The organism is Bradyrhizobium guangdongense, assembly GCF_006483445.1.
GTDB classification, from domain to species: domain Bacteria; phylum Pseudomonadota; class Alphaproteobacteria; order Rhizobiales; family Xanthobacteraceae; genus Bradyrhizobium; species Bradyrhizobium guangdongense_A.
In genome coordinates this window covers 1-25,852 of the sequence record NZ_PPPT01000041.1, presented here as the reverse complement: position 1 = coordinate 25,852, position 25,852 = coordinate 1, and the positions used below count along the sequence as shown (strand labels likewise).

23 protein-coding genes, 1 tRNA gene and 1 pseudogene are annotated in these 25,852 nt (G+C 64.7%); 13 read left to right on the top strand and 12 right to left on the bottom strand.

Features of this window, described 5'->3' with window-relative positions; translation table 11 throughout:
* Nucleotides 1-58 precede the first annotated feature (58 nt).
* The gene (locus tag C2U70_RS06670; RefSeq protein WP_246666678.1) at nt 59-1,183 is read left to right on the top strand and encodes a cytochrome P450; all 1,125 of its coding nucleotides are present in this window, start codon (nt 59-61) and stop codon (nt 1,181-1,183) included.
* Here the strand turns inward: C2U70_RS06670 and C2U70_RS06665 are convergent.
* A complete protein-coding gene (locus C2U70_RS06665) occupies nt 1,180-1,971 on the bottom strand; it encodes a DNA-binding transcriptional regulator (RefSeq protein WP_140977211.1) in 792 nt (263 codons plus the stop codon). The two genes, C2U70_RS06670 and C2U70_RS06665, sit on opposite strands and share 4 nt — an antisense overlap.
* Before the next feature lie 143 nt (nt 1,972-2,114).
* Here C2U70_RS06665 and C2U70_RS06660 point away from each other — a divergent pair, with 143 nt between their 5' ends.
* Entirely contained in the window at nt 2,115-3,098 is a 984-nt protein-coding gene (locus C2U70_RS06660) for a VOC family protein (protein ID WP_186294098.1), read from the top strand.
* Between the two features lie 3 nt (nt 3,099-3,101).
* On the opposite strand, the gene C2U70_RS06655 is transcribed toward C2U70_RS06660, so the two are convergent.
* From C2U70_RS06655 to C2U70_RS06645, 3 genes are read right to left on the bottom strand one after another with little or no spacing between them, the layout of a single operon-like run.
* Nucleotides 3,102-4,133 (bottom strand): L-idonate 5-dehydrogenase, encoded by a 1,032-nt coding sequence (locus C2U70_RS06655; RefSeq protein WP_140977210.1) that lies wholly within the window; start codon nt 4,131-4,133, stop codon nt 3,102-3,104.
* A gap of 25 nt (nt 4,134-4,158) precedes the next feature.
* On the bottom strand, nt 4,159-4,926 hold the full coding sequence (locus tag C2U70_RS06650) for an SDR family oxidoreductase (protein WP_140977208.1): 768 nt from the start codon (nt 4,924-4,926) through the stop codon (nt 4,159-4,161).
* Between the two features lie 9 nt (nt 4,927-4,935).
* Nucleotides 4,936-6,132 (bottom strand): mandelate racemase/muconate lactonizing enzyme family protein, encoded by a 1,197-nt coding sequence (locus C2U70_RS06645; protein ID WP_140977206.1) that lies wholly within the window; start codon nt 6,130-6,132, stop codon nt 4,936-4,938.
* 185 nt (nt 6,133-6,317) lie between these two features.
* On the opposite strand from C2U70_RS06645, the gene C2U70_RS06640 reads away from it, so the two are divergent.
* Together C2U70_RS06640 and C2U70_RS06635 are read left to right on the top strand one after the other, a co-directional pair.
* On the top strand, nt 6,318-7,079 hold the full coding sequence (locus C2U70_RS06640; protein WP_140977204.1) for a GntR family transcriptional regulator: 762 nt from the start codon (nt 6,318-6,320) through the stop codon (nt 7,077-7,079).
* A gap of 34 nt (nt 7,080-7,113) precedes the next feature.
* Nucleotides 7,114-8,478 (top strand): MFS transporter, encoded by a 1,365-nt coding sequence (locus C2U70_RS06635; RefSeq protein WP_140977202.1) that lies wholly within the window; start codon nt 7,114-7,116, stop codon nt 8,476-8,478.
* A gap of 8 nt (nt 8,479-8,486) precedes the next feature.
* On the opposite strand, the gene C2U70_RS06630 is transcribed toward C2U70_RS06635, so the two are convergent.
* From C2U70_RS06630 to C2U70_RS06620, 3 genes are all read right to left on the bottom strand, one after another.
* A complete protein-coding gene (locus C2U70_RS06630) occupies nt 8,487-9,737 on the bottom strand; it encodes an arsenic transporter (RefSeq protein ID WP_140977201.1) in 1,251 nt (416 codons plus the stop codon).
* A 61-nt stretch (nt 9,738-9,798) separates the two neighbouring features.
* Nucleotides 9,799-10,239, bottom strand: coding sequence for an EamA family transporter (locus C2U70_RS06625; protein WP_140977200.1), 441 nt, complete (start codon nt 10,237-10,239; stop codon nt 9,799-9,801).
* 135 nt (nt 10,240-10,374) lie between these two features.
* A complete protein-coding gene (locus tag C2U70_RS06620; RefSeq protein WP_140977198.1) occupies nt 10,375-12,852 on the bottom strand; it encodes a hybrid sensor histidine kinase/response regulator in 2,478 nt (825 codons plus the stop codon).
* 251 nt (nt 12,853-13,103) lie between these two features.
* Between C2U70_RS06620 and C2U70_RS06615 the strand changes: the two genes are divergently transcribed.
* The 4 genes from C2U70_RS06615 to C2U70_RS06600 all read left to right on the top strand — a co-directional run bounded on the left by C2U70_RS06615 (nt 13,104) and on the right by C2U70_RS06600 (nt 17,696).
* Complete coding sequence (locus C2U70_RS06615) at nt 13,104-14,186, top strand: zinc-binding metallopeptidase family protein (RefSeq protein ID WP_140977197.1); 1,083 nt, start codon at nt 13,104-13,106, stop codon at nt 14,184-14,186.
* A gap of 177 nt (nt 14,187-14,363) precedes the next feature.
* Nucleotides 14,364-16,379, top strand: coding sequence for an acetyl-CoA carboxylase biotin carboxylase subunit (locus C2U70_RS06610; protein WP_140977195.1), 2,016 nt, complete (start codon nt 14,364-14,366; stop codon nt 16,377-16,379).
* A gap of 154 nt (nt 16,380-16,533) precedes the next feature.
* A complete protein-coding gene (locus C2U70_RS06605; protein WP_140977194.1) occupies nt 16,534-17,400 on the top strand; it encodes an isocitrate lyase/PEP mutase family protein in 867 nt (288 codons plus the stop codon).
* The gene (locus C2U70_RS06600; RefSeq protein ID WP_140977193.1) at nt 17,397-17,696 is read left to right on the top strand and encodes an acylphosphatase; all 300 of its coding nucleotides are present in this window, start codon (nt 17,397-17,399) and stop codon (nt 17,694-17,696) included. Before C2U70_RS06605 ends, C2U70_RS06600 begins: the two co-directional genes overlap by 4 nt.
* Nucleotides 17,697-17,854: 158 nt before the next feature.
* Here C2U70_RS06600 and C2U70_RS06595 read toward each other — a convergent pair whose 3' ends face one another.
* Nucleotides 17,855-19,372 (bottom strand): PAS domain-containing sensor histidine kinase, encoded by a 1,518-nt coding sequence (locus tag C2U70_RS06595; RefSeq protein ID WP_140977192.1) that lies wholly within the window; start codon nt 19,370-19,372, stop codon nt 17,855-17,857.
* Nucleotides 19,373-19,542: 170 nt separating this feature from the next.
* Entirely contained in the window at nt 19,543-20,391 is an 849-nt protein-coding gene (locus C2U70_RS06590) for a LysR family transcriptional regulator (protein WP_140977190.1), read from the bottom strand.
* Between the two features lie 112 nt (nt 20,392-20,503).
* Between C2U70_RS06590 and C2U70_RS06585 the strand changes: the two genes are divergently transcribed.
* Entirely contained in the window at nt 20,504-20,926 is a 423-nt protein-coding gene (locus C2U70_RS06585; protein WP_140977188.1) for a tautomerase family protein, read from the top strand.
* Nucleotides 20,927-21,007: 81 nt separating this feature from the next.
* Here C2U70_RS06585 and C2U70_RS06580 read toward each other — a convergent pair whose 3' ends face one another.
* Nucleotides 21,008-21,421 carry a tautomerase family protein gene (locus C2U70_RS06580; RefSeq protein WP_186294097.1) on the bottom strand — a complete coding sequence of 138 codons (414 nt, stop codon included), beginning with the start codon at nt 21,419-21,421 and terminating at the stop codon, nt 21,008-21,010.
* A 98-nt stretch (nt 21,422-21,519) separates the two neighbouring features.
* Here C2U70_RS06580 and C2U70_RS06575 point away from each other — a divergent pair, with 98 nt between their 5' ends.
* The gene (locus tag C2U70_RS06575) at nt 21,520-22,407 is read left to right on the top strand and encodes a LysR family transcriptional regulator (protein WP_140977185.1); all 888 of its coding nucleotides are present in this window, start codon (nt 21,520-21,522) and stop codon (nt 22,405-22,407) included.
* Nucleotides 22,408-22,412: 5 nt separating this feature from the next.
* Here C2U70_RS06575 and lipB read toward each other — a convergent pair whose 3' ends face one another.
* Nucleotides 22,413-23,138, bottom strand: coding sequence for a lipoyl(octanoyl) transferase LipB (lipB, locus tag C2U70_RS06570; protein ID WP_140977184.1), 726 nt, complete (start codon nt 23,136-23,138; stop codon nt 22,413-22,415).
* Between the two features lie 68 nt (nt 23,139-23,206).
* On the opposite strand from lipB, the gene C2U70_RS06565 reads away from it, so the two are divergent.
* Nucleotides 23,207-23,449 carry a FliM/FliN family flagellar motor switch protein gene (locus C2U70_RS06565; protein ID WP_018647371.1) on the top strand — a complete coding sequence of 81 codons (243 nt, stop codon included), beginning with the start codon at nt 23,207-23,209 and terminating at the stop codon, nt 23,447-23,449.
* A gap of 139 nt (nt 23,450-23,588) precedes the next feature.
* A tRNA-Leu gene (locus tag C2U70_RS06560) sits at nt 23,589-23,673 on the top strand.
* Between the two features lie 40 nt (nt 23,674-23,713).
* Here C2U70_RS06560 and C2U70_RS33400 read toward each other — a convergent pair.
* Nucleotides 23,714-23,972 (bottom strand): annotated as a pseudogene (locus C2U70_RS33400) (hypothetical protein).
* Between the two features lie 166 nt (nt 23,973-24,138).
* Between C2U70_RS33400 and C2U70_RS06550 the strand changes: the two are divergent.
* The coding region (locus C2U70_RS06550; protein ID WP_210243897.1) for a hypothetical protein at nt 24,139-25,852 on the top strand (1,714 nt) is incomplete at its 3' end.

Sequence of the window (25,852 nt, the reverse complement as noted above, 5' to 3'; positions counted from 1 at the left end):
GATGACCACGATCGAAACCGGTTGTCCCGTCTACGACGTCGACCTCTATGACGACGCGGTGCTGCGCGATCCCTATCCGCATTACCGCGCGCTGCGCGATCTCGGCGCGGCGGTCTTCCTGCCGCAAAACGGGCTTTATGCGATCAGCCGTTTTGAGGATGTCCGCGCCGCCTTGCGCAATGCGGCCCTGTTCTCGTCCGCCCAGGGAGTCGCGGCCAACGATCAGGTCAACGAGATGTCGCGCGGTACGACGCTGGCGAGCGACGCGCCACTGCATGATCGGCTACGGGCGATCATCGCGGCACCGCTGCTGCCGCGGGCGCTGGAGGACATCGGGCCTCAGATCCGCTCCGAGGCGCGGCGGCTGGTCGATGACCTCGTGGGGCGGGGACAGTTCGACGCCGTGACGGACCTCGCCCAGCATCTGCCGCTCACCATCGTCTCAAAGCTGGTCGGACTCGAGGATTACGGCCGCGGCAGCATGTTGCGCTGGGCATCGGCCACCTTCAACGTGCTCGGCACGATGAACCCGCGCGGCTGCGCCGCGATGACGGAGGTCCGGGAGATGCGTAGCTATCTCGGCGGGCCGGATATCCGCGAGAGGTTGCGGCCGGGGAGCTGGGGCGAACGCATCTTTGAGGCAGCCGATCGCGGCGAGGTCGAACCGGAGCGCTGTCCGGTCCTGATGCGGGATTACCTCGGCCCAAGCCTCGACACCACGATCTTTGCGACCGCGAACCTCATCCTGCTGTTCGGGCAGCATCCAGAGCAGTGGGATCTCGTGCGCCGGGACCCGGGGCTGATTCCGAATGCGATCAACGAAGCCCTGCGCCTGGAGTCGCCGATCCGGGGCTTTACGCGGCATATCTCGGCTGATGCCGGGATTGGCGATGTGACCATTCCCGCAGGCAGCCGGGCATTGCTGCTCTACGCGTCGGCCAATCGTGACGAACGGAAATGGCAAAACCCCGAGAGCTTCGATGTCCGTCGCCGCGCGAGCGACCACCTTGGCTTCGGCAACGGCACGCATATGTGTGCAGGCCTCCATCTGGCGCGCCTGGAAATGACGGCGCTGCTGGAAGTCCTCATCGAGAAGGTCGAGCGCTTCGAGATCGGCGCACCGGTGCTGGCGCTCAACAACGTGCTCCGTGGCCTTGCATCGCTGCCAGTGCGGGTGCGTTAAGCCGTCACGGGGATCGCCGCTGCCGTTTCGCGCAGCGTCGCCGCGAACTGCGCCACTGCCTCGTCCAGGGACAACGCGGAGCGGATCCAGATGATGGAGATGCAGCCGAAAACGGCTTCGTCCCTGACGATCGGAACCGCGATCGAGGCGGTCTTTGGATTGAACTCACCCTCGCTGCGGATGGCGTAGCCGCGCTTGGCTGTCTCCGCGATCATTTGCGAAAGGCGCTTGTCGTCGAGGAAGGGACGGTCGTCGGCCTCGTCGATCCGGCGCAGATGGTTGACGATCATCTCGCGCTCGCGCGGCGGGCAGGCGGCGAGATAGGCGCGACCGGCCGACGTCCGCAGCATCGGTAGGCGCTTGCCGATCATGCCGCGGTCGATCGACAGTGGGCTGCGCGAATGCGTGGTCTCCTGCACCACCATTGCCGCATTCTCGTAAGTGGACAGATCGACGGGCCAGACCAGGGTCTTGCTGAGCTCGGCGAGATACGGTGCCGCCGCCTGGCAGATCACGACGCCGGGATCGTAGCCGTCGCCGAGCCCGAGCGCATGCCGCGTGACGCGAAAGCGGTCGTCGCTGGCGCTGCGTGCGACATAACCGAGTTCCTCCAGCGTCTCGAGCAGCCGGTACACGGTCGGGCGGGGAAGGTCGAGCGCGCGGGCGACGTCGCCGGCGCGGATGCCGCCGGAACGGTTGACCTCGCGCAGCACGTCGAGGCCCCGCTTGAAGGCACGAACGCCCTCGGATTGCCTGACACGCCCGGACGGCGTCCGCTCCTTGGACACTCCCAAATTCCTCCCTTGTGCCGTCTCACGCCGCGGCTATCGTGATTGCGAACGCGAAGCGGCTGCGAGGGCCACTGTAGGGCCCCGCAGCGCTGGTATCAAATCCGTGTCACGGCGGATGCGATGCCCTCGGGAGGACGTGCATGGAAATCACCGCGCTCGGCTATATCGGCATCGGCTCGTCGCAACTGGAGCAGTGGAGCCAGATGGCGACTGGGCTGCTCGGCATGCAGCAGGTCGATCGGGGTGGCAAGATGCGGGCCTTCCGCATGGACGACCGCAAGCAGCGCCTGATCGTGGACGGCAGCAATGACGGCGGCCTCGCTGTGATGGGCTGGGAGGTTTCTGATCTCGCGGCGCTCGATCGTCTCGCTGGCCGGCTGGAGGCGCACGGCGTCAAGGTGACGCGCGGATCGCGCGCGCTGGCCGATGAGCGGCACGTGACCGAGCTGATCGCGTTCGCGGACCCCGCCGGCAATCGCCTCGAAGCCTTTTGCAAGCCGGCGCTTGCGACCGAGCCATTCAAGCCGGGGCGGCCGATCTCGGGCTTTCGCACCGGCGCGCTCGGCATGGGGCACGCCGTGCTGAATGTCGAGAATGTCGAGGTGCTGCTGCCGTTCTATCGCGACGTGCTCGGCTTCCACGTTTCCGATTTCGGGCTAAAACCCTACGGGCTCTATTTCTTCCACGTCAACGGCCGCCACCACTCTTTTGCGATGGTTGGCTCGGGACGGAAGGCACTGCATCATTTCATGGTCGAGCTCGGCAGCCTCGACGATGTCGGCCAGGGCTATGACCTCGCGCAGATGGACGAGGGGCGCATCGCCTACACGCTGGGGCGCCACACCAACGACCACATGACCTCGTTCTACGTGAACACGCCGTCCGGCTTCTTCATCGAATATGGCTGGGGCGCGCGCGTGATCGACCCCGACACCTGGCAGCCGCACGAGACTTTTGACGGCCCGTCGCTCTGGGGCCATGAACGTCTCCACATGCCCGAGGAGCAGCGCAAGCGCATGCGCGACATGCGGCTGGATGCGGCGGCACGCGGCGTGCGCGTGCCCGATCCGCTCGTGCCGCCGCTGAACTGCGCCTGGCTCGATCAGGTGATCGCGCAGGAGTGACCGTCAGAACGTCAACTGCACCTTCATCGACTTCGAACGGTCGCTGGCGAGTTCGAAGGCTTCGACCGCGTTCTCGAACGGCATCACGGCCGTGATCAGCGGTTTGACGTCGATCAGGCCTTCGCCCATCAGTCGGACCGCGAGCTCGAACTCCGGATCGAAGCGGAAGGTGCCGCGCAGTTGCAGCTCCTTGGCGACAATCGAGTTGATCGGCAGCGTCATCTCGCCGCCGAGGCCGAGCTGCACCAGCGTCGCGCCGGGCCGCAACAGGTCGAGCGCGGCGCGCAAGGCGGCCTGATTTCCTGAGGCCTCGAACAGCGTGTCGAACACACCCTTGCCGGCGCGCCAGGGATCGAGTGCGTCGGCATTCGATGCGACATTAATGGCGTGGGTGGCGCCGAGCGCTTTCGCGACGGCGAGCGGCGCGTCGGCGACATCAGTGACGACGATCTCGGCCGCGCCGCCGAAGCGTGACACAAGAATCATCAGGGCCCCGATCGGGCCGCAGCCGGTGATCAGCACGCGTTTGCCGAGGAGGGGGCCGGCCTGCTTGCCGGCGTGAAGGCAGACGGCGAGCGGTTCGGCGACCGCGGCTTCGGCGAGTGACAGTTTGTCCGCGATGGGAACGGCCTGCGCGGCGTCGACCGTGATGAATTCACGAAAGCCGCCCTGCACGTGGGGGAAGCGCATCGCGCTGCCGAGGAAGCGCATGTCCAGGCACTGGTTGCGCATGCCTTCCTGGCAATGCAGGCATTGGCCACACGGCTTGCTCGGATTGACCGCGACGCGCGTACCGGGCTTCACGCCGGTGACGTCGTCACCGACGGCCGCGACCACGCCCGCGATCTCGTGTCCCAGCGCCATCGGCTGCTGGATCCGAACCACGCCGAATCCGCCGTGGTGGTAGTAGTGCAGGTCCGAGCCGCAGATGCCGCCATTGGCGATCCTGACGCGGACCTCGTTCGCGGCAGGCGCAGGATCCGGAAAATTGTCGATCCTGAGATCTTTTGGTGCGTGAATGACGACGGCGCGCATGGTCTATTCCCCTGGCGTTTCGCGATCACATCGCGGCGAGCATGCCGCCGTCGACATAGATGATCTGGCCGTTCACATAAGTCGACGCGTCGGACGCCAGGAAGATCGCCGCGCCCACCAGCTCGTCCGGCTTGCCCCAGCGCTTTGAGGGGATCCGGCCCATCAGCCAGGTGTTGAACTCCTTGTTGGACATCAGCGCCTCGTTCATGTCGGTCAGCATGTAGCCGGGCCCGATCGCGTTGGCCTGAAGCCCATGCTGCGCCCATTCGACCGCCATCGAACGGGTCAAATTCTTGATGCCGGCTTTGGCGGCGACATAGGGCGCGATGGTGGGGCGCGCGAGCTCACTGCCGAGCGAGCCGATATTGATGATCTTCCCACGCTTGCGCGGGATCATGCGCTTGGCGGCCTCGCGGCCGATCACGAAGGCACTGGTGAGGTTGGTCTCGATCACCAGGCGCCACTCCTCGGTGGTGAACTCTTCCAGCGGCTTGCGGCGCTGGATGCCGGCATTGTTGACAAGGATGTCGATCGCGATGCCGGCGCGATCGAAATGCTCGAAGGCGGCGACGACTGCGGGCTCGTCGGTGACGTTGAACGGTACGCCCTCGGCCTCAAGGCCCGCGCTGCGAAACTCTGACACGGCCTTGTCGACGCCCTTGGGATCGACGCCGTTGATGATCAGTTTCGCGCCGGCCTTTGCCATGCCTTCGGCGATGGCGCGGCCGAGGCCGCGCGAGGAGCCGGTCACGAGCGCGGTGCGGCCGGAAAGATCGAACAGGGCGGTGCTCATGTCGGGTCCTTATGCGTTGGTGCGGCGCACGGTGAGATCGCTGCGGTTATACACCGCAGGGAGCAGATCGACGCCGAGCCCGGGACCTTCCATCGGATAGACATAGCCGTCCTTGATCACGGGCATGGTGGTGACGAGTTCATTGTACCAGCCCCTGTAGAAAGCGCGCACGGATTCCTGGATCAGGGTGTTGGGCTGGCTGAACGACATGTGGATGGCGGCGATGAAGCCGACCGGTCCGATGCAATCATGCGGCGCAAAGGGACGGTGGTAGGTCTCGGCCATGGCCGCGATCTTGCGGCCTTCGGTGAGGCCGCCGGTCCAGCACAAATCGGCCATCACAACATGCATGGCGTCGCGGTCCAGCATGTCCTTGTAGGGGAAGCGCGAGCCCAGCGTCTCACTGGCGCAGACCCAGACGTCGGTCGAGCGGGCATATTCGGCCAGCGCCTGCGGCGAATTCATGCGGATCGGGTCCTCGTACCAGGTCGGCTTGTAGGGCTCGAGCGCCCGCGCGATCTGTTTTGCGGTCGGAAGATTCCAAAGCGAATGGAGCTCGACCATGATCTCCATCTTGTCGCCGACGGCCTTCCTGATCTTCTCGAACGGCTCGATCGCCTGCTTCATTTGTGCGGCCGTGATGTAAAGGCCATTGTTCTCCTGCGCTGCCGGATCGAACGGCCAGATCTTCATGGCGGAGATGCCGCCTTCCAAAAGGCTTTCGGCGAGCGCATCGGCGCGAGTCATGAAGGCATCGAGGTCTTCATACTGGCCTTGGTCACCGCGATTCCAGTTCGCGACCGGGCTGATATTGGTGGAGCGGACATAGCGGGTGCCGGCGCAGGTGTTGTAGATGCGCTGCTTGTCGCGGCAGAGGCCGCCGAGCATCTGATGCACCGGTTGGCCGCAGACCTTGCCGAAAATGTCCCACAGCGCGATGTCGATCGCAGAGGCCGCGCGGTACTCGACGCCGGTGGACGATTGCGCCATCGGCAGGTTGAGCATGTCGCGGTGGATCGCCTCGATGTGCAGGGGATTGCGGCCGATGAGGCGGCCCGCAAACGTATCGTGGATCTGCGCCGCCACGGCGCCCGCGCCATAGAAGGTCTCGCCGAGGCCGATGATCCCGGCATCGGTGTGCACGCGCACCCAGATGACGTTGGCGAATTCTTCCGTGTACAGGGTCTCGATTGAGGTGATCTTCACCGCGATATCCTCCCGGCTGCCACGGCTTGCGGCGCCTCATGTTGTTGTCGGTTCCGAACGGCTCTTTGACGGCCATCGTGGCGGTCATTCTTAACGCCGCTTGTAATATATCACAACATGTTTTATGACGGTCACAATTAGACGCGGCCCGGGAAGGGCGGAAGCTAGTCGACAGGGAGGACTACATGGTGCGGCGCAAACGCGCGCTTGAGGTGGTGCAGCCCAACGACGAGGGCAGGCCCGGCCGGCGCAATCGCGTCAATTTCTTCCAGCTTGCCTATCAGAAGATCGAGGATCTCCTCGTCAATTGCGAGCTCAAGCCCGGTCAGTTCCTGACCATGCTGGAGCTTCAGCACCTCACCGGCTTTGGCCGCACGCCAGTGCATCACGCGGTCAATACGCTCGCCGCCGACACGCTCATCATCATCCGTCCGCGCCATGGCCTTCAGATCGCGCCGATCGATCTCGCGCGCGAGCGCATGTTGCTCGGCTTGCGCCGCGACATGGAGCGCTTTGTCATCCGGCTCGCCGCCGATCGCGCCAGCCTTTCGCACCGGAACCAGGCGCTGCATATCGAGCGTCTCTTGAAAGAGCGGCGTGCGAGCCTCACGATCGACGAGTTCAACCAGATCGACCGCCGCATCGACGCGCTGATCCTGGACGCGGCCGGCGAGCCGTTCCTCGCGCATACCCTGCGGCCGCTGCACACGCTCTACCGCCGCATCGGCTTCATCCATCACCGCTGCATGCCCGGGCAGGCTGATCTGTCCGGCACCATCGACAGTCACCTCGCCATTCTCAGCGCGGTCGCCAACCGCCGCGTCGATCGCGCGGTGAAGGCCAGTGACGCACTAATCGACTTCATGGACTCGATGTTCGAGGGGATGGAAGCGGGGATCGATCCGCGCCTCCTGGATTGCAGCATCGAGCCGCTACTCGGCGCCTGATCAACAAGCAACAAGGGACAAGGGAGGACCAGGAATGACGACGATGGCCGTGCCACAACAGACCACGATCGACAGCGCGGTGCGCTACCTCATCACCAACTACAGTCCGAAGGGCAACAAGGTCGGCTGGCTGATGATGGCCTCGATCCTGGTCGAAGCCTGGGACCTCTATTCCATCGCCTTCGTGCTGATCTTCATCAAGGAGCAGTACAATCCCGATCCGCTCATGCTCGGCCTTGCCGCGGCCGGCACGCAAGGCGGCGCCTTGATCGGCGCGCTGATCGGCGGCTGGCTCTCCGACAAGATTGGCCGCCGCGTGATGTTCCTGGTGACGATGGTGCTGTTCATCATTCTGGCACTGGCGCAGGCCTTCGTGCCCGGCGTCGGCTGGCTTATCGTGATCCGCTTTCTGCTTGGCATTCCCCTCGGCAGCGACATCTCGACCGGCTACACCTACATCATGGAATCCATGGCCAAGGGCGAGCGCGAGGTCATGGGCAATCGCTGGCAGTTCATGTTCGCGGTCGGCGAAGTCCTGACCGTCGGCGTCATCGTGCTGTTCCTGCTGGTCAACATCAACCACGAGACGCTGTGGCGCGTGACGCTCGGCCTCGGTGCGCTGCCGGCGCTGATCATCCTGATCATGCGGCATGACGTGCCGGAGACGGCGGTGTGGCTGGTGCAGAAGGGCCGCTTCCGCGAAGCCAAGCAGGTGGCACGCGAGATGTTCAACGACGATCTCGCCATGCTGCCGAACGAAGACGTCGTGCTGCCCAAGACCAATACGATGGCCTTCCTTGCCGACCTCAAGAAGGATCCGATCCGCTGGCGCGCCACGATCTATGGTTGGGTCGCCTGCTTTGCCCAGGCCAGCGAGTTCTCCACCTTCGCCTTCTATCTGCCGGTGCTGTTCGCGATGGTCGGCGTGTCCTCGGTGCTCGGCAACAACCTCGTGACGATGGCGCTGTTCTCCTTTGCCGCCGTTTCCGGCTGGGTCGGCCCGCTGCTGACGCCAAAGATTGGCCATCGCGGCATCGCGATTGCCGGTTTCTCGATCGTGTTGGTGTCGCTGCTGGTCGCGGCCTTTGCGCTCTACACCGACAACAAGATCCTGCTGCCGCTCGCGGCCGCCGGCATGCTCTGGGGCCACTATTGGGACGCCTCGAACTGCATGACGATCCCGACCATGGTCGCCCGTCCACAATATCGCGGCACCGCCAGCGGCTTTGCCTACATGTTCGTGAAGCTGCCGGCGTTCCTGGCGATCTTCCTGTTCCCGTCGCTGTTCGCAGCGATCGGTCAGGCCAATGCGACGCTGTTCGTCGCGATCTTCCCGCTGATCGGGTTACTCGCCGCGATCTTCATCCTGCCGGAGGTCTACGGCTACGAGAACGACTGACGTGAGACCTACCTGATCGCGGCCGCGAGCGCCGCGATCAGGGCAGGCGGCGTCACCAATAGGCCGAGCTTGAGGAATGGCCAGGCCCCAACCTCGATCTTCTCGCGGCGGAGCGCGACCAGCCATAAAATGGTCGCAAGCGATCCGGTGATCGAAAAATTCGGACCAAGGTCGACGCCGATCAGGATCGCGCTGACGACTGAGACCGGCAGGTGATCGGCCGCCGCCACTGATCCCGCGACGAGCCCGACCGGCAGATTGTTGGCGATGTTGGTGGCGAGCGCGGTCGAGATGCCGACGCTCCAGGCGGCCTGCGGCACGGATTGACTGACGGCCTGATGCAGCAGCGCTGAGAGATGGCCGATCACTCCGGTCTTGACCAGCGCCTCCACCATCACGAAGAGCCCGCCGACCAGCGGCAGCACGCTCCAGGAGACGTGTTTCAGCACGGGCATCGGCGATTGCCGGCTGAGCAGTAGCACGAGCGCGGCCGTGACCACACCGCAGATGAAGGTCGGCAGGCCTAGTTGCTTGTCGAGCGCCGAGGCCGTGACCAGCACGACGCCGATCGCGACGATCCCGATGGCGGTCAGCTTGCCGCCGCGGCTGAGTTTTTGATGCGGTACTTTCCGCGCGATGGTCTCTTCCTTCAGCGCGCGGTGCTGGGTCAGGCGCAGCACAATGTAAGTCAGCACGATCGAGGCGATCGAGGGCAGGGCGAACTGGCGCAGCCATTCGGTCAGGTGCGGCATGCGCGCGCCGAACACCACGAGGTTGGCCGGATTGGAGATCGGCAGCACAAAGCTCGCGGCATTGGCGATGAAGGCGCAGACGAAGAGATAAGGCAGCGGCTTTGCGCCGGCCGCGCGCGTCGCGGCATAGACGGCCGGCGTCAGCACGATCGCGGTGGCGTCGTTCGACAAGAGCACCGTGACCAGCGTGCCGACGATGTAGATGAGCAGGAACAGCCGCTGCGGCGAGCCGTGCGAGTGCTCGACGGCAAGGGCCGCGAGATAATCGAACAGGCCTTCGAGCCGGGCGAGCTCGGCGATCAGCATCATGCCGATCAGGAAGAGATAGACGTCGACACCTTTCTCGACGCCGTCGAGCGCCTCGCGAAGGGTCAGGAAGCCGAACAACACCAGCGCGGCCGCGCCCAGCACGGCCCAGATCGCCTCCGGCAGGCGAAAGGGCCGGATGATGACGCCTGCGGTCGCGGCTACGATGATGCTCCAGGCCCAGAATGCGTCATTCGGCACGGTCGAAAATTTCCTTCTCTCGGAAGCTCTGACTAACGCGTCGAGAGGGGATGCTGCAAGCTCACGCCTTCACGGCGAGCAGCACGGCGCCCGCGCCGATCATGGCGATGCCGAGCCAGCCCTGCGCGCTCGGGCGCTCGCCGAGGAAGGCGAAAGCGAACAGTGCGACCAGCACGACGCTGAGCTTGTCGATCGGCGCGACCAGCGTCGCCGGTCCGAGCTTCAGCGCACGGAAATAGCAGAGCCAGGAGGCGCCGGTCGCAAGCCCCGACAGCACCAGGAACAGCCAGGTCTTCGAGGAGATTTCGGAGGGAACGGTGAACTGCCCGGTCGCGAACAGCAGCACCGAGAAGGCCGATAGCACCACGATGGTGCGGATGAAGGTCGCGAGATCCGGATTGATGTTCTCGACACCGACCTTGGCGAAGATCGCGGTCAGCGCGGCGAAGCAGGCGGACAGCAGTGCCCAGGTTTGCCAGGCGGAGAAGAGCGCGGATTTCATGGGGAACCTATGGTTTACGACGGCGCGCCAGCGCCGTCATTGCGAGGAGCAAAGCGACGAAGCAATCCAGGCTGTCACCGCGGAAACAATCTGGATTGCTTCGCTTCGCTCGCAATGACAGCCGTTCCAACAGCGTCACCTCGCCACCGGCAGCTTTTCCGAGATCGCCTTGCGCAAAATGCGCGAGAGCGCTTCCACCGAATACGGCTTCTGGATCAGCTCAAAACCGCGATGGGCGTTTTCGGCGAGCACGTTGCTGTAGCCGGAGGTGAGCACGACAGGCAGGCCGGGATAGCGCTCGCGGATCACGCCGGCGAGCTCGACGCCGTTCATGCCGGGCATGATGACGTCGGAGAACACGAGGTCGACCGCGAACTCGTCGTCAGACAGGATCGAAAGCGCGGCATTGGCGTCGGCAACACGCCGCACGACATAGCCGAGGTCCTCCAGCAACTCCGTGGAGAAGCGCCCGACATCGTCATTGTCCTCGACCACGAGCACGCGGTAGCCGCGCCCGGTGGTCGCGGATTCGCTTGCGATGGCGGCCGCCGCCTTTTCGCCGACCGGGCTCGGTGCCTGCGGGAGGTAGATGGTGAAAGTCGCGCCCTGGCCGGGCGTGCTGGTCACCGCGATGTCGCCCTCGGACTGCTTTGCGAAACCGAAGGCCTGGCTGAGGCCGAGGCCGGTGCCCTTGCCGACCTCCTTGGTGGTGAAGAACGGCTCGAAGACCGCATCGATATGTTCCGGCGCGATGCCGGTGCCGGTGTCTTGCAGCGAAATCGCGACGAAATCGCCGCTGCGCGCCGGTTGCGCCCGCAGGCTCGGGATATCCTGGACCTTCTTGACCGAGATCGTCAAATGCCCGCCGTCCTTCATCGCGTCGCGCGCGTTGATGGCGAGGTTGATCAGCGCGGTCTCGAACTGCGCGATGTCGGCGATGGTGAAGCAGTCCGGGGCCTCGATGTCGACCTCGATCTGGACGCGGGCGCCGACGAGGGGACGGACCAGCTGCGCCACGCTCTCGACCTGGGTGCCGACGTTAAACACCTGCGGCTTCAGCGGCTGCCGCCGTGCAAAGGCAAGCAACTGCGCGGTCAGGTTCGAGGCGCGTTCCACCGTGTCGGAGATCGCATCGACATAGCGGCGGCGGCGCTCCTCCGGCAACTCGCGGCGACGCAGGAAGTCGGTGGCGGAGCGGATGATGGTGAGCAGATTGTTGAAGTCGTGTGCGACGCCTCCGGTGAGCTGGCCGATCGCCTCCATTTTCTGCGACTGGCGCAGCGCTTCCTCGCCGCGGCGGCGGTCGGTAATGTCGACGGCCTCGGGCACCGCGCCAAAGATCTCGCCGTGCTGATCGCGCAGCGGACGCATGCTGAAGTCGAAATAGCGCTCGCCGATCGGCAGGCGAAGCCGCATTTCCATGCGGACCGGCTCGCCCTTCAGCACGGTGTTGAAGGCGTCGCGGACTGCCGCCGGCATACCCTCGCTCGCGGTGAACCACGGCGTGTCCCAGAACGGTTTGCCGATCACGTCGGATGATGTTGCCCGGATGCCGGCGAGCGCGGTGTTGTTGGCATAGAGCAATTCGCCGGCGAGGCTGACGAGGCCCTGATACTGGTTGCTGGTTTCCAGGATCGCGCGCAGCTGCGCCTCATTGGATTCGAGCTGTGCGGTGCGCTCGGTGATGCGCTCCTCGAGCGTCTCGTTCAGTCGCCGCAATTCAATTTCGGCCTGCTTGGCCGCGGTGATGTCGTGGGCAACCCCGATGAAGCCGATATGCCGGCCGGTCGGGTCCCAGCGCGGCTGCGATTCCGAGCGCAGCCAGCGCCATTCACCTTTGGCGTTCTTGTAGCGGGCTTCCAGCACGAATGGCTTGAGCGAGGCTTCGCCCTGGACCGATTGCTGCAGGACATGCGGCAGGTCGTCCGGATGCAGCACCTTGCGCCAGTCGAAATCGATGGCCTCCTCGAAGGGCAGGCCGAGAAAGTCGAGATAGGCCTGGTTGGCGAAGGAGCGCTTGCGGTCGAGCTTGGTAACCCAGATCGGCACCGGCGCAGAATCCGCGATCAGGCGAAAGCGCTCCTCGCTCTCCTGCAAGGTGGCCTGCGCCAGCATCTGGTCGGTGGCGTCGATGTCGGCGCCGATCAACCTCAGTGCGCGGCCGTCGGCATCGCGCTCGATCTTGCCGACGACGCTGATCCACCTGATCTCGCCGTCATTCTGGCGGATGATCCGGTACTTGTCGGAATAGTCCTCGCTGTCGCTCTTGAGGGCTGCGAATAGGCGATCGACCGTCCGCGTGCGGTCTGCAGGATAGATGCGCTTGACCCACTCGTCATAGGTCTCCTCGGCAGCCTCGGCCGGCAGACCGTGGATGAGGAGATATTCCGGCGTGCGCCGGTTCCTGACGCCGCGGCGCAGATCGATCTCGAGGCCGCCGACGCCGGCGATGCGCTGGATTTGCGCGAGCTCGGCCTCGCGCTCCTGCAGCGCGCGATAGGCGGCGTCGCGCTCGCGCGCGATCTCCTCGAGATGCTGGCGCAGCCGTTCGGCGGCGATGGTTTCGGGCAGTGGATCGTTCAAGGCGTCGGCCGTTGTGATGCATGCCTGCACGTGCCGGAGCGATACTCACACATGCGGGGCGCGAATTCCATCGCCTCATGGCGAAGCAAACAAGAAAGGCGTCTGGCCGTTCTTGGTCGATCGTGCAAGGTGCTTGGTCCGATGTCGGGAAAAGACGATTGGCAAGCCAACACTTGTCCGCGCAAATTGTTCCAGTCGTTGGAACGATACCAGCGCGGACGCGTCTTCGCAGGCACCAGCGATCGATCTGCTCAAGCATCACTTGCGTAAGAGGTTAAACCTTGAAGCTTTTTGCCTGCCAGGCCTGCGGCAACGTCCTGTATTTCGAGAACCGCGTCTGCGAACGCTGCGGCCACAGGCTCGCCTTTCTGCCCGAGAAGGAAACGCTGTCCGCGATCGAGCCCGACGGGGCGGCCTGGACGACGCTCGCCGACAAGGGCAGGGGCCGCATGCTCTGCGCCAATGCCGAGTACGACGCCTGCAACTGGCTGACCGAACCCGGGAGCGATCAGGCCTATTGTCGCGCCTGCCGGCACAACGGCATGGTGCCGAACCTCTCCGATCCCGCTCAGCTCGCCGGCTGGAGGGAGCTGGAGGTGGCAAAACACCGGCTGTTCTATTCGCTGATCCGCTGGCGGCTGCCGCTGACGACGCGGTCGGAGGACCAGGCGCACGGGCTGATCTTCAATTTCCTCGCCGACGATCCCAACGGCGGGCAAAGGATCATGACGGGCCATGACAACGGCCTGATCACGATCGCGCTGACGGAAACCGACGAGATCGAGCGCGAGCGACGGCGGCTGGAGATGGGCGAGCCCTACCGCACGCTGCTCGGGCATTTTCGCCACGAGGTCGGGCATTATTTCTGGGACGTCTTGGTCCAGCAAGGCGGCAAGCTCGACGAATGCCGAGCGGTGTTCGGCGACGATACGCTCGACTATGGCCAGGCGCTGCAACGCCACTATGGCGAAGGCCCGCCGCCGGATTGGCAACAGAATTATGTGTCGGCCTATGCCACCACGCACCCCTGGGAGGATTTTGCCGAGACCTGGGCGCACTATCTGCACATCGTCGACACGCTGGAGATGGCCTCCGAGTTCGGCATGCAGGTGCGGCCCCGGGTCGACCGGGACGGGGAGCTCACCGCGCGCATCCGTGCCAACCCGTACGAGGCCGAGGACTTCCAGCTCCTCGTCAATGCCTGGTTGCCGTTCACCTTCGCCATCAACAGCGTCAACCGCGCCATGGGCGTGCGCGACCTCTATCCCTTCATCCTGTCGCCGGCGGTGATCGCCAAATTGGACTTTATTCACACCCTGGTGCAGGGCGCGGCCAAGAGCGGTATCAAGGCCGGCAGCAAGTAGGCGCAAGTTCGTCCGGCGGAAGGGTAATTCGGGCGCTGGTCGGCCGCCGCTGGGCGGATTTAGACCGTTGCCTCCGGCCCATTTTGATGTACCACGGACACCACACGGCCCGTCCGCCCAGGCCTCAACGGCCGGGGGGATGGGTCCCGCCCAAGGTTGAAGTCCGATAAGAAAAACATGTTCAAGCGCATTCTGATTGCTAATCGCGGCGAAATCGCCTGCCGGGTCATCAAGACTGCCCGTCGCATGGGAATTCAAACCGTCGCGGTCTATTCCGAGGCCGACCGGGACGCCCTGCATGTCGAGATGGCCGACGAGGCGGTCCTGATCGGGCCGCCGGCCGCCGCCGAGAGCTATCTGGTGATCGACAAGATCGTCGAGGCCTGCCGCAAGACTGGCGCAGAAGCGGTCCATCCCGGTTACGGCTTCCTGTCCGAGCGTGAGGCGTTCCCGCGGGCGCTCCAGGCCGCAGGAATTGTCTTCATCGGCCCCAATCCGGGCGCCATCGCCGCCATGGGCGACAAGATCGAATCCAAGAAGGCGGCCGCAAAGGCAAAGGTCTCGACCGTGCCGGGCTATCTCGGCGTCATCGAGGACGACAAGCACGCGGTGCGGATTGCGGATGAGATCGGCTATCCCGTCATGATCAAGGCCTCCGCCGGCGGCGGCGGCAAGGGCATGCGCATCGCAAACTCCAAGAGCGAGGTCGCCGAAGGTTTCAATCTCGCCAAGGCGGAAGCAAAGGCGTCGTTCGGCGACGATCGCGTCTTCGTCGAAAAGTTCATCGTCGACCCCCGCCACATCGAAATCCAGGTGCTGGGCGACAAGCACGGCAACATCATCTATCTCGGCGAGCGCGAGTGCTCGATCCAGCGCCGCAACCAGAAGGTCATCGAGGAAGCGCCGTCGCCGCTGCTCGACGAAAGCACCCGCCGCAAGATGGGCGAGCAGGCGGTCGCACTCGCAAAGGCCGTGAATTACGATTCCGCCGGCACGGTCGAGTTCGTCGCGGGGCAGGACAAGAGCTTCTACTTCCTCGAGATGAACACCCGTCTCCAGGTCGAGCATCCCGTCACCGAGCTCGTCACCGGCATCGACCTCGTCGAGCAGATGATCCGCGTTGCGGCCGGCGAGAAGCTGGCGATCGCGCAGAAGGACGTCACGCTGACCGGCTGGGCGGTGGAATCCCGCCTCTATGCCGAGGACCCGTTCCGCAACTTCCTGCCCTCGATCGGGCGCCTGGTGAAGTATCGCCCGCCGGCGGAGCTGAGCAAGGACGGCATCACCGTGCGCAACGACACCGGTGTGCAGGAGGGCGGCGAGATCTCGATCCACTACGATCCGATGATCGCAAAGCTCGTCACGCATGCGCCGTCGCGTGCGGCCGCGATCGAGGCGCAGGCGACCGCGCTCGATGCCTTCTATGTCGACGGCATCAGGCACAACATTCCGTTCCTGTCGGCGCTGATGAATCATCCGCGCTGGCGCGAGGGCAATCTGTCGACCGGATTCATCGCCGAGGAATTTCCCAAGGGCTTTGCGCCGCGCGCGGCGGAAGGCGAAATCGCGCGCCGGATCGCTGCCGTCGGTGCCGCCATCGATCACGTGCTCGGCGAGCGCAAGCGGCAGATCTCCGGCCAGATGGGCGGCCGCGTCGTTCAGCGCGAGCGCCGCCGCGCGGTCTGGCTCGATCGCGAGGAGATCCCGCTCGAGGTCGCCCGCGAAGGCGAGGCCATCGCGATCCGCTTCGTCGATGCAGAGGGCAAGGCCGGTAAGCCACATTTGTTGGACTCGCCGTGGAAGCCGGGCGATCCCGTCTGGCAGGGCACCATCGACGGCCATTTCATCGCGGTGCAGGCGCGCCCGATTCCGAACGGAATCCGTCTCGCCCATCAGGGCGTCGAGGTCCCGGTCTATGTCTGGACCGAGACCGAAGCGACCTCCGCACGGCTGATGCCGGTCACCGCAGCCTCCGACACCGGCAAGAAGCTGCTGTGCCCGATGCCGGGCCTCGTGGTCTCCATCGCGGTGAGCGAAGGGCAGGAGGTCAAGGCCGGCGAGACGCTTGCAGTCGTCGAAGCCATGAAGATGCAGAACGTGCTCCGCGCCGAGCGCGACGGCACCGTGAAGAAGATCCATGCCAGCGCCGGCGCAACGCTTGCGGTCGATGCGCTGATTTTGGAGTTTGCTTAGCTCGTCGTGAAGGGGTGGCGGCGCCAAAAGCGCCGTCATTGCGAGCGAAGCGAAGCAATCCAGAATCTTTCCGCGGCGGCAGCCTGGATTGCTTCGCTTCGCTCGCAATGACGGAGTATATTGCTGCAGCGTCGCAACTGACCGAGACACCACGATGACCTACCGTGCCCGCCGCGAAAAACTGCGCTCGGTCCTCTCCAGCTCCGACTGCATCCGCCCCGGCTCAGTCTATGACGCGATCTCGATCCGTATCGCCGAAGACCTCGGCTTCGCGATCGGCATGTTCGGCGGCTCGGTCGCCTCGCTCGCGGTGCTCGGCGATCCCGACATCGCGCTGATCACGTTGACCGAGTTTGCCGAACAGATCCGGCGGATGTCGCGCGCCGCGGCATTGCCGGTGCTGGTCGATGCCGATCACGGCTATGGCAATGCGCTCAACGTCCGCCGCACCGTGCAGGAGCTGGAGGCCGCGGGCGCGGCCGGCCTCACCATCGAGGACACGCTGCTGCCGCAGGCCTTTGGCGAGGCGAAGACGCAGCTGATCTCATTGGAAGAAGGCGTCGGCAAGATGAAGGCGGCACTCGACGGCCGCGGCGATCCCTCGCTGGTCATTCTCGGGCGCACGGGTGCGGCCAGCATCACGTCGCTCGACGATGCGATCCGCCGCGCGCAGGCCTATGAAGCCGTCGGCGTCGACGGGCTGTTCTTCACCGGCATCAAGTCGAAGGCGGAGCTGGAGGCGATTTCGGCCGCGACAAAATTGCCGATCGTGCTGGGCGGTGCGCCGGAGGAGATGAGCGCGCTGGACTATCTCAGGGCGCAGCGCGTGCGCATCGCGCTGCAGGGCCACGCGCCGATCTCGGCGGCCACGCAGGCGGTCTACGAGACCCTGAAAGCGCTGCGCGAGGGCACGCCACCGAAAAACCTCAGAGGACTCGCATCGTCGGAGCTGACGAGCCGTGTCATGCGCGAGGCCGACATGAAGGCACGCAGCGCCGATTTCCTCGGGTTGAAAAAATGAGCCGGGCGATCCTCCAGGTCACGATCCGCGGCCGGGTGCAGGGCGTTGGCTATCGTGCCTGGGTCGAATACCAGGCCAACACGATCGGGCTGGAAGGCTGGGTCCGCAATCGCCGCGACGGCAGCGTCGAGGCCCTGTTCGCGGGGCCGCCGACGCGCGTTGCCGAGATGGTCGCGCTCTGCCGCCACGGCCCGCCGTCGTCGCGCATCGAGAGTGTGACGAACGAAACTGCCGGTGAGGAAGATTTGAACCTGCGTCGGGCAGGGGAGCGGTTCTCGGTGCTGGGGACGGTGTAGCCGCGTGGGAGATGCGCTCCCTCGCCCCGTTCTTACGGGGTGAGGGTTGGGGTGAGGGGCTTTCTCCGCGGGTGAGATCGGCGTGAGACCTGCACCCCTCGCCCGGATATCAAGCGCGATCCGACCTCTCCCCGCAAGCGGGGAGAGGTGAAAGAAAATCACCGCGGCAGCTTCGCGATCGCCTCGCTCAGCTCGTGGATCTCATAGGGCTTGCGCAGGATCGGGAAATCGCCGCGGACGTCGGCGGCGGCATCGCTGTAGCCGGTCGCGAGCAGGATCGGCAGGTCGGGGCGGATTTCCCGCAGGCGCAGGGCGAGGCTGAGGCCGTCCATCTTGCCGGGCATCACGATGTCGGAGAACACGAGATCGACGCCGTTGTGCTCGATCTCGCGCAGCGCTGCCTCCGCGTCGGCAACGCGACGGACCTGGTAGCCGAGTTGCTCCAACAGTCCGGTGCTCACGGTCGCGACATCAGGATTGTCCTCCACCAGCAGCACCGTGCCGCTGCCGGCCGCCGGTGCCACGGTCTTGTCCTGCTTCGGCTCCGACGTTTCGCGCGGCAGCAGGATGGTGAAGACCGTGCCCTTGCCGAGTTCGCTCTCGACCTTGACGGTGCCGCCGGCCTGATGCGCGAAACCGTGCACCTGGGAAAGGCCGAGCCCCGTGCCCTTGCCGATCGGCTTGGTCGTGAAGAACGGCTCGAAGATCTTGTCGAGCACGTCGGAGGGGATGCCTTGCCCGGTGTCGGCGACGCTGATCGCGACGAACTCGCCGGCATGGAGGGGGTCCGACAGCACCGCGTTGCGCGCGCTGATCGTTACCGTGCCGCCGTCGGGCATGGCGTCGCGGGCATTGATCACGAGATTGAGCAGGCCGGTCTCGAGCTCGGAGACGTCGGCATTGATCGGCCAGACGTTGCGGTCGATGTCGTAGGCAAGCTGAACCGCGCTGCCGACACCGGTCTCGAGCACCTCGCGGATCGCCTCGATCCGGTCGGCGAAATTGATCGGCTGCGGGTTGACGCTCTGGCGCCGGGCGAAGGTCAGGAGCTGGCTGGTCAGCGCCGCGCCGCGCCGTGTCGCGGTTTCGATCGCCGAGATCGCGCGCTGCAGCTTCGCATCCTCGCCGGTGTCCCGTTTCAGGATGTGCAGGCTGCCGCTGATGATCATCAGCAGATTGTTGAAGTCGTGCGCGACGCCGCCGGTGAGCTGGCCGAGTGCGTCGAATTTCTGGGATTCGGCGAGCTGCTTCTGCATCGTCTCGATCTGCATCTGCGTATTGCGCCGCTCGGTGATGTCGCGGGTGATCTTGGCGAAGCCGACGAGGTGGCCGTCCTCGTAGATGGGGTCGATGATCACGCTGGCCCAGAAGAAGGTGCCGCCCTTGCGGACGCGCCAACCTTCCTCCTCATAACGCCCCTGGTCGCGGGCGATGCCGAGCGCGCGCATGGGCTTGCCATTGGCGCGGTCGGTTTCGGTATAGAAGCGCGAAAAATGCTGGCCGAGGATCTCGTCAGGCGTGTAGCCCTTGATACGCTCGCCGCCGATGTTCCAGCTCGTAATGATGCCGGTGGGGTCGAGCATGTAGAGGGCGTAGTCCGCAACCCCCTCCACCAACAGACGGAAACTACGTTCGCTCTCGAACAAGTCCCTCTGTTGCTTGAACTTTTGCACCATTTCCGGATCCCAGCCTGAACCCTGACAAACGCACGAGACCGGGCTTGGTTCCCAACGGCTGGGACATTTTTGTGCAAATTCGGAGAAAGTGTGCAGGGTTGCATACCCGTTCTCGCTGAGTGACGCATGCGACCGGATCGTCGAGGAAAGGAGACGGAGCGTCTGATGCCTTAGGCCGCGCTGCGGAAGGTCGCCGCCACCGTGCGCAGCGCGGCGAGCTTGGCCTGATCGCTGACCTTCGAATGCAGCATCACGCGCGAGCTGCCGATCCGCGGCAGCTTGTGGCTCGGCCCGATATCGACGAGCCCGGCCGGCGCGATCCGGCGCGCCAGCGGTGCGACCGCAAGGCCGGCAAGCGCAGCCGCGACCACCGCGGTGACGCCGCCGCCGACAAAACGCTCGCGCCAGGCAAGGCCGGCCTTGTCGAGCGCGCGCACGGCGATGGCGCGGACGCCGCAGGGCGGCGCCAGCGTCGCGAGCGGCAGCGCCTCGCCGCGCGGCAGCGTCAACCGCGGCGAGGCGAACCAGCCGAACTCGTCCTCGACGAGCTTTTCGCCGCCGCGCCGGCTGCCTTCCTGGCGCACGATCACGGCGTCGAGCCGGCCTGCATCATAGGCCTCCTGCATGTCGCGCGAGAAGCCGATGGTGACGGCGAGTGCGAGCTGCGCCGACATCGCATGCAGCCGCTCCAACAGCCGCACCAGCTCGGGACCGGCCGCGTGATCGGAGATGCCGAGCGACAAGATCTGCGGTGTCGAGGCGGTGCCGGACAGGGCGCGGTCATGCGCCTCGATCAGCGCGCGGGCATGCGGCAGGAAGCCGGCGCCCTCGGCCGTGAGCCTGACCGCGCGCGGCGATCGCTCCACCAGCCGCTTGCCGAGCAGCGTCTCGAGCCGCTGCAGCTTGAGGCTGACGGCGGCCTGCGTGGTGCCGAGCGCTTCGGCCGTGCGGGTAAAATTTTGCAGGTCGGCGACCAGCAGGAAGGCCTGGACGGTGGCGATGTCGAGTGCGGTTGTCATTATCAATCGTTATCACTGTTATCAACAGAGATAAGATACAAAAATGACGGCCCAGGGTCTAGTTTTCCCTCAGCGCAATGAATATCCGCGCAACCGCCTCAGGAGACCGACCATGCCGCTGATCACCGTCACCTACGCAACCTCCCGCCAGTCCGCCTCGCTGAAGGCCGACATTGCCAACGCCGTGACCGAGCTCACCGCAAAGATCCTGCACAAGGACCCGAAGGTGACTGCCGTCATCGTCAAGGCGGTCGATGCCGCCGACTGGTTCGCCGGCGGCAGGTCGCTCGCCGAGCAGAAGCTCGCGAGCTACTGGATCGACACCCATGTCAGCGAAGGCACCAACACCAAGGACGAGAAGGCCGCCTATCTCGCCGCGATGTTTGCGCGGATGAGCGATTTGCTCGGCCCGCTGCATCACGAGACCTATCTGCATGTCGACGAGGTCAAGGGCGACGCCTACGGCTTTGGCGGCCTCAGTCAGGAGCGCCGCTACATCGCGGGCAAGCTCGAGGTCGCGGCCAAGGCGGCGTGACCGCGCGAGACGCGGGCAATTGTGATCGCCCGCGTCTCGGCTCTGGGATTCAGCGCGCGGCCCAACAGAAGTGCAGGCGGGTCACGCGATGACGGACGTCGTTGCCAGCGGTTCGTGATGGTCGCCGAAGGCGAGGCCATGGCCGAGCGACCAGTCCACCGGCGCGTTTTCGGCAAGCGCGATCATGATGTCGTCTCCGGCAAAGCCGGCTTCGACGGCGCGCGCCACGATCGACCGGAACAGACGCTTCTTCTGATCGACCGTTCGTCCTTGGAGAAACAGGATCTCGACGATCGATGCCTCCGCCGTGCGCGCGACGTCGGGAAAGGTCGGGTCGATCAGCATCATCTCGGGTGCGTAGCGGGAAATGAGCTGAAAGCGGTCCTTGGGCGGGACGCCGCAGGTCTCGACCAAGCCTTCATGGACGGCGTCGGCGAGTGCGTGAATGCGTTCGATCGGAAGCTGCGTAGGGACGGAAATGCGGGCGAGGGGCATGGGTTGGGGCTCCTGGATTGACTGGTGCGACCCTATTTGTGCTGTAATCGTAGATAAACTGCGATATTGAGAAGCAATCATTCCAAAAAATCACGAATATGGCGTCGCACCCCATTCCCGATCTCAGCGCCTTTGTGCGGACCGTCGATCTCGGAAGTTTTGCCGCGGTTGGCGCCGAGACGGGCCTTACCGCGTCGGGCGTGTCCCGCATCGTGACCCGCCTGGAGCGTCGCCTCGGGGTGACGCTTCTACACCGGACGACGCGGCGGCTCGTCCTGACCCAGGAAGGCGAGACCTTTCTTGCTCACGCGCGCAACATTCTGGCGGCGGTGGAGGCCGCGGAGGCTGACGTCGCCTCCGTCCACGGACGTCCGCGCGGGCCGATCCGGGTCAACAGCGGCACCGCATTCGCACGACGGCGGCTCGCGCAGCGTCTGCCCCGCTTCATGGCGCAATATCCGGACATCCGCATCGATCTCACCGTCAGCGATCATCGCATCGACCCGATCAGTGAGCAGGTCGACGTGACGATCCGGGTCGGCCCGCTCGCCGACAGCGACCTGATCGCGGTGCGCCTCGGTGAAGTCCGGCGCATCATCGTCGGCAGTCCGCAATATCTCGAACGCAACGGCGTGCCTGAACGGCCCTCCGATCTGCTGCGGCACAATTGCCTGCAGCTCAGCGGCACATCGCGGCTCGCGCAATGGCCGATGTTCGAGGACGGCAAGCCGGTGATGATGGCGGTCGACGGCACGATCCGGTCGGACAGCGCCGAACTGCTGCTCGACCTGGCGCTCGCGGGCGCGGGCCTTATTCGCCTCGGCGATTTCCTGGGCGAAGAGGCCTTGCAGGACGGCAGGCTGGTGCCCCTGCTGTCGCACTGCCACGACGCCGATCCGCAGCCGATCACGGCGCTGATCCTGCCCGGGCGGCAAACGATTCCACGGGTGCGCGCCTTCGTCGATTTTCTGAAGGCGAATTGCTGACGGGTTCAGACCGCCGTTTCGGCCACGCGCGTCTGCGTTGGGCCGAATGTCTGCTCGAACGCCTGCCGCAGCGCGACGTCGACATCGGCCATGGTGACGAGCTGGCCGAGATCGGCCAACGAGGTGACGCCATAGCGGGGATCGGCGACGCCGCAGGGCACGATGCCCTGAAAATGCGAGAGCTCCGGCTCGACATTGATGGCGATGCCGTGGAACGAGACCCAGCGCTTCAGCCGCACGCCGATCGCCGCGATCTTGTCCTCGTGGCCGGCGCCCTTTTCCGGCCGCCTGACCCAGACGCCGACCCGGTCCTCGCGCCGTTCGCCGCGGACGTTGAAGGCGGCGAGCGTCCGGATGATCAGCTCTTCCAGACCAGCGACATAGGCGCGGACGTCAGGCCGGCGGCGCTTGAGGTCGAGCATCACATAGGCCACCCGCTGGCCGGGCCCGTGATAGGTGAGCTGGCCGCCGCGACCCGTCGCAAAGGTCGGAAACCTGGGGTCGAGCAGGTCGGAGGCCTTGCCCGAGGTGCCGGAGGTATAAAGCGGGGGGTGCTCCAGCAGCCAGACCAGCTCGGCGGCCTCTTTGGCCGCAATGGCCGCCGCGCGCGCTTCCATGACAGAAACGGCCTCGGGATAGGGCACCGGGGCGTCCGAAATCTGCCACTCCACAGGGGCACCGTCGGAGGCCGAAAACGACGTTAAATCGAGGTCTTGGCGGCTGTTAACCATTGGCTAACCATAACGGGGTGATGATTGCGGACGCAAATGCAGAGTCTCATGTTAGTGGCGGTGCCGTAGTGCCTACCCTCGATAAAGTCACCGTGGATCTCATGGTCGTCCTCGGGACCACCACCATGCCGATCCATCAGGTATTACGTCTTTCCCGCGGCGCCATCATCGAACTGGACGCAACCGAGGCCGACGAGGTCAAGGTTTTGGCCAATAATCTGCCCGTTGCCAGCGGCGTCGTGCTGGTCGACCGCAACCGCATCGCGGTCGAGGTCAAGCAGATGCTGCCGCGGTCCCCGGGCACGCGGTAAGCAGCCGGGCAGGGCCTGGAACCAATCCCATAAAGCTTGTGGAATTCGGGCCTTCGGCGGGCTTGTACCCCTCTGATCGATTTGTTACATCGGCGCCGTTGATCCGGCAGGCCTCAAGCCTTATAGCCGGCTTCCCAAAGCGCTCGTGGCGGAACTGGTAGACGCGCTGCCTTGAGGTGGCAGTGAGTAAAATCGTGGGGGTTCGAGTCCCTCCGAGCGCACCAGCCTCAAAAATCCTGACATCGAACACGCGGGGTGCGGGCCCTACGCGCCATATTCGTTGATGCCATGTTCCCGGTAGATATCCAGCGGATCCTGGTCGGGGAACAGGCGGCATTTGGTCTGCGCGAGGTGCAGGGCTGACGGTAGCTGGCTCCTTGCCGCTGGCGAGCAGCCTGCGGATGTCGTCCAAATGGGCCTGCGGCTGGTGCTTGGGGGCAGGCTGCTTCAGCGCGACGATGGCCGTCGCAAGGGCCTCGGTGAGGATCCATTCGTTGTGGCCCGTGATTCCCTTCTTCGGCATCGGCAGACCCCACTTGTGAACGATTTCACATCGCTAAGAACGCTGTCTTGCTAACCTTCCAGCCGGCACTCACCCTGCCGGCATGATTGCAGAATGAGTTGATGCCGATTTCTTGATGCCAACTCCGCGACTCTCAGAGGGGGGGCCGGGTATGCGTCGGTTGCGAATGAGCAGGATCAGCGTCTGCCTGCTGGTCGGCCTGATCGTGGCAATCTCGACTTTGGCAGGCCATGCCTATGCAGGCGACGTCGACACCGGCGACCATCCCCCGCCACCTCCGGAATTTCTCATTCCTATCGCGCCTCCACCGCTCGACCTTGCGGCTGCACTCGCTCAACAAGACGGCCGCGCCATGGTCGCGATCGAGTATCTGGCGTGCGGGGACGACTTGACGTTCCAGGGAAGCGCCGACATCCCCGGCGAGGATTTCAGCCCTTTCCTGATTGCCAAGATGCAGTGGCTGCTGCTGAAGGCCGCGGACCCGGCCGCGCTACGAAGCGCGGTTTGTATCCACACGACCAATTTGCAGTTTCCACCTGACCCCAACCGTTATCCCGTCGATCTCTTTCCGCCCGACAAGCTCGATCAGTTTCAGGCCAAATTCAACGAGAGCTCGGCAAGAACCGGTCCGGACTGCACGCAGACCATTGCAGGCATCAAGGATTTGAAGCCCTTCGGCGGCTGGGCGAGCATCACCTATCAAATCAGTGCGCTGTGCCTGAAGGCGCAGCTGGAACGGGTGGTGGGTCAGCTCGAATACAAGGACGCCCAGGTCGGCACCGACGGCTTGCCATGTCTTTCGAAAGCAATCGGCTCCTTTCTCACGCCTCCGATCGTTCCGAACAACGAGTTCACCTTCAGTGTGAAAGGCGATCTTGACGTCGACGTTCGCGATGCAACGCGGCTGTACTTTCTGAACGAACGGGCACGTGACAAGGGATTTCCGATCCTGAGTGAGGAAGCCAGGATTCACGTCCGCGACAAGCTCCTCATCCTTCACGGTCCTCCCGGTGATGCCGCCAATGGGGTGCTGAACTGCGGCAATTCCGAGCACAGCGACGAGCCGCCTTCTGAACTTCTGGATGATGACAGCTGGCTGGAGTCGGCTATCGACGATCTCGGCGATGCGGCGTTCTGGCTGTCCAAGCGCCTGGCCCTGCTGCTCGTCCTCAACGCCGGAGCGCCGGCCGTGCTGGCGCTGCTCGGCGAAGGGGCTGCGATCCCGCCATTGGCCGCGGCGCTGGCGATCGCCCCCGCGGTTGCGACGGTCGCTGCCGGAACCGCCAAGATTCCGGAGACTGAAAATCACCGGTTGATGATCGAGACCTCCCGGTACCTGAAGAACCAGATCATCTTGAAAGAGGTACCGAAGAATAGTGAAGCGCTGGCTGCGGAGCAGGCGGAGCTCAAGCGGTGGCTTCTGGATTTCATGGGCGGCGTGATGCGCCACGACTTCGCTGAATACAACTCGCGGCCCTATCAGCGCTACTCGCTCGTTGCGATTCTCAATCTCGCCGACTTCGCCGAAGACAACGACGTGCGTCAGGGTGCGCGAATGGTGCTGGAATACACGGCTGCAAAGTTTGCGGTCGCCAGCCGGGAAGGCATCCGCGTTGCGCCCTATCGCCGGCGCATCGAGTACATGGACAAAAATCCGAAGATGCTCGAATTCGGCGGTGAAGGTACGGATTACTCGATCGCAATGATGCTGGTATTTGCCGGGCAGACCCAGCGCTTGCCGAACATGAACTCGGAGCCCGGGAAAAAAGGCATCGGCTACGGCGCTCCCGCGATGATGATTTATGCCGCGACGTCGACCTTTGCACCCGATCCCGCCATCGTCGAACTGGCGATCAACAAGAAGACACCCTACGTTCAGC

Excerpts from the sequence above, each read along its gene's own strand:
- C2U70_RS06660 (WP_186294098.1), top strand. The coding sequence starts at position 2,115 with ATGGAAATCACCGCGCTCGGCTATATCGGCATCGGCTCGTCGCAACTG.
- C2U70_RS06655 (WP_140977210.1), bottom strand. The coding sequence starts at position 4,133 with ATGCGCGCCGTCGTCATTCACGCACCAAAAGATCTCAGGATCGACAAT.
- C2U70_RS06650 (WP_140977208.1), bottom strand. The coding sequence starts at position 4,926 with ATGAGCACCGCCCTGTTCGATCTTTCCGGCCGCACCGCGCTCGTGACC.
- C2U70_RS06640 (WP_140977204.1), top strand. The coding sequence starts at position 6,318 with ATGGTGCGGCGCAAACGCGCGCTTGAGGTGGTGCAGCCCAACGACGAG.
- C2U70_RS06635 (WP_140977202.1), top strand. The coding sequence starts at position 7,114 with ATGACGACGATGGCCGTGCCACAACAGACCACGATCGACAGCGCGGTG.
- C2U70_RS06625 (WP_140977200.1), bottom strand. The coding sequence starts at position 10,239 with ATGAAATCCGCGCTCTTCTCCGCCTGGCAAACCTGGGCACTGCTGTCC.
- C2U70_RS06610 (WP_140977195.1), top strand. The coding sequence starts at position 14,364 with ATGTTCAAGCGCATTCTGATTGCTAATCGCGGCGAAATCGCCTGCCGG.
- C2U70_RS06605 (WP_140977194.1), top strand. The coding sequence starts at position 16,534 with ATGACCTACCGTGCCCGCCGCGAAAAACTGCGCTCGGTCCTCTCCAGC.
- C2U70_RS06600 (WP_140977193.1), top strand. The coding sequence starts at position 17,397 with ATGAGCCGGGCGATCCTCCAGGTCACGATCCGCGGCCGGGTGCAGGGC.
- C2U70_RS06595 (WP_140977192.1), bottom strand. The coding sequence starts at position 19,372 with ATGGTGCAAAAGTTCAAGCAACAGAGGGACTTGTTCGAGAGCGAACGT.
- C2U70_RS06590 (WP_140977190.1), bottom strand. The coding sequence starts at position 20,391 with ATGACAACCGCACTCGACATCGCCACCGTCCAGGCCTTCCTGCTGGTC.
- C2U70_RS06585 (WP_140977188.1), top strand. The coding sequence starts at position 20,504 with ATGCCGCTGATCACCGTCACCTACGCAACCTCCCGCCAGTCCGCCTCG.
- C2U70_RS06580 (WP_186294097.1), bottom strand. The coding sequence starts at position 21,421 with ATGCCCCTCGCCCGCATTTCCGTCCCTACGCAGCTTCCGATCGAACGC.
- C2U70_RS06575 (WP_140977185.1), top strand. The coding sequence starts at position 21,520 with ATGGCGTCGCACCCCATTCCCGATCTCAGCGCCTTTGTGCGGACCGTC.
- lipB (WP_140977184.1), bottom strand. The coding sequence starts at position 23,138 with ATGGTTAACAGCCGCCAAGACCTCGATTTAACGTCGTTTTCGGCCTCC.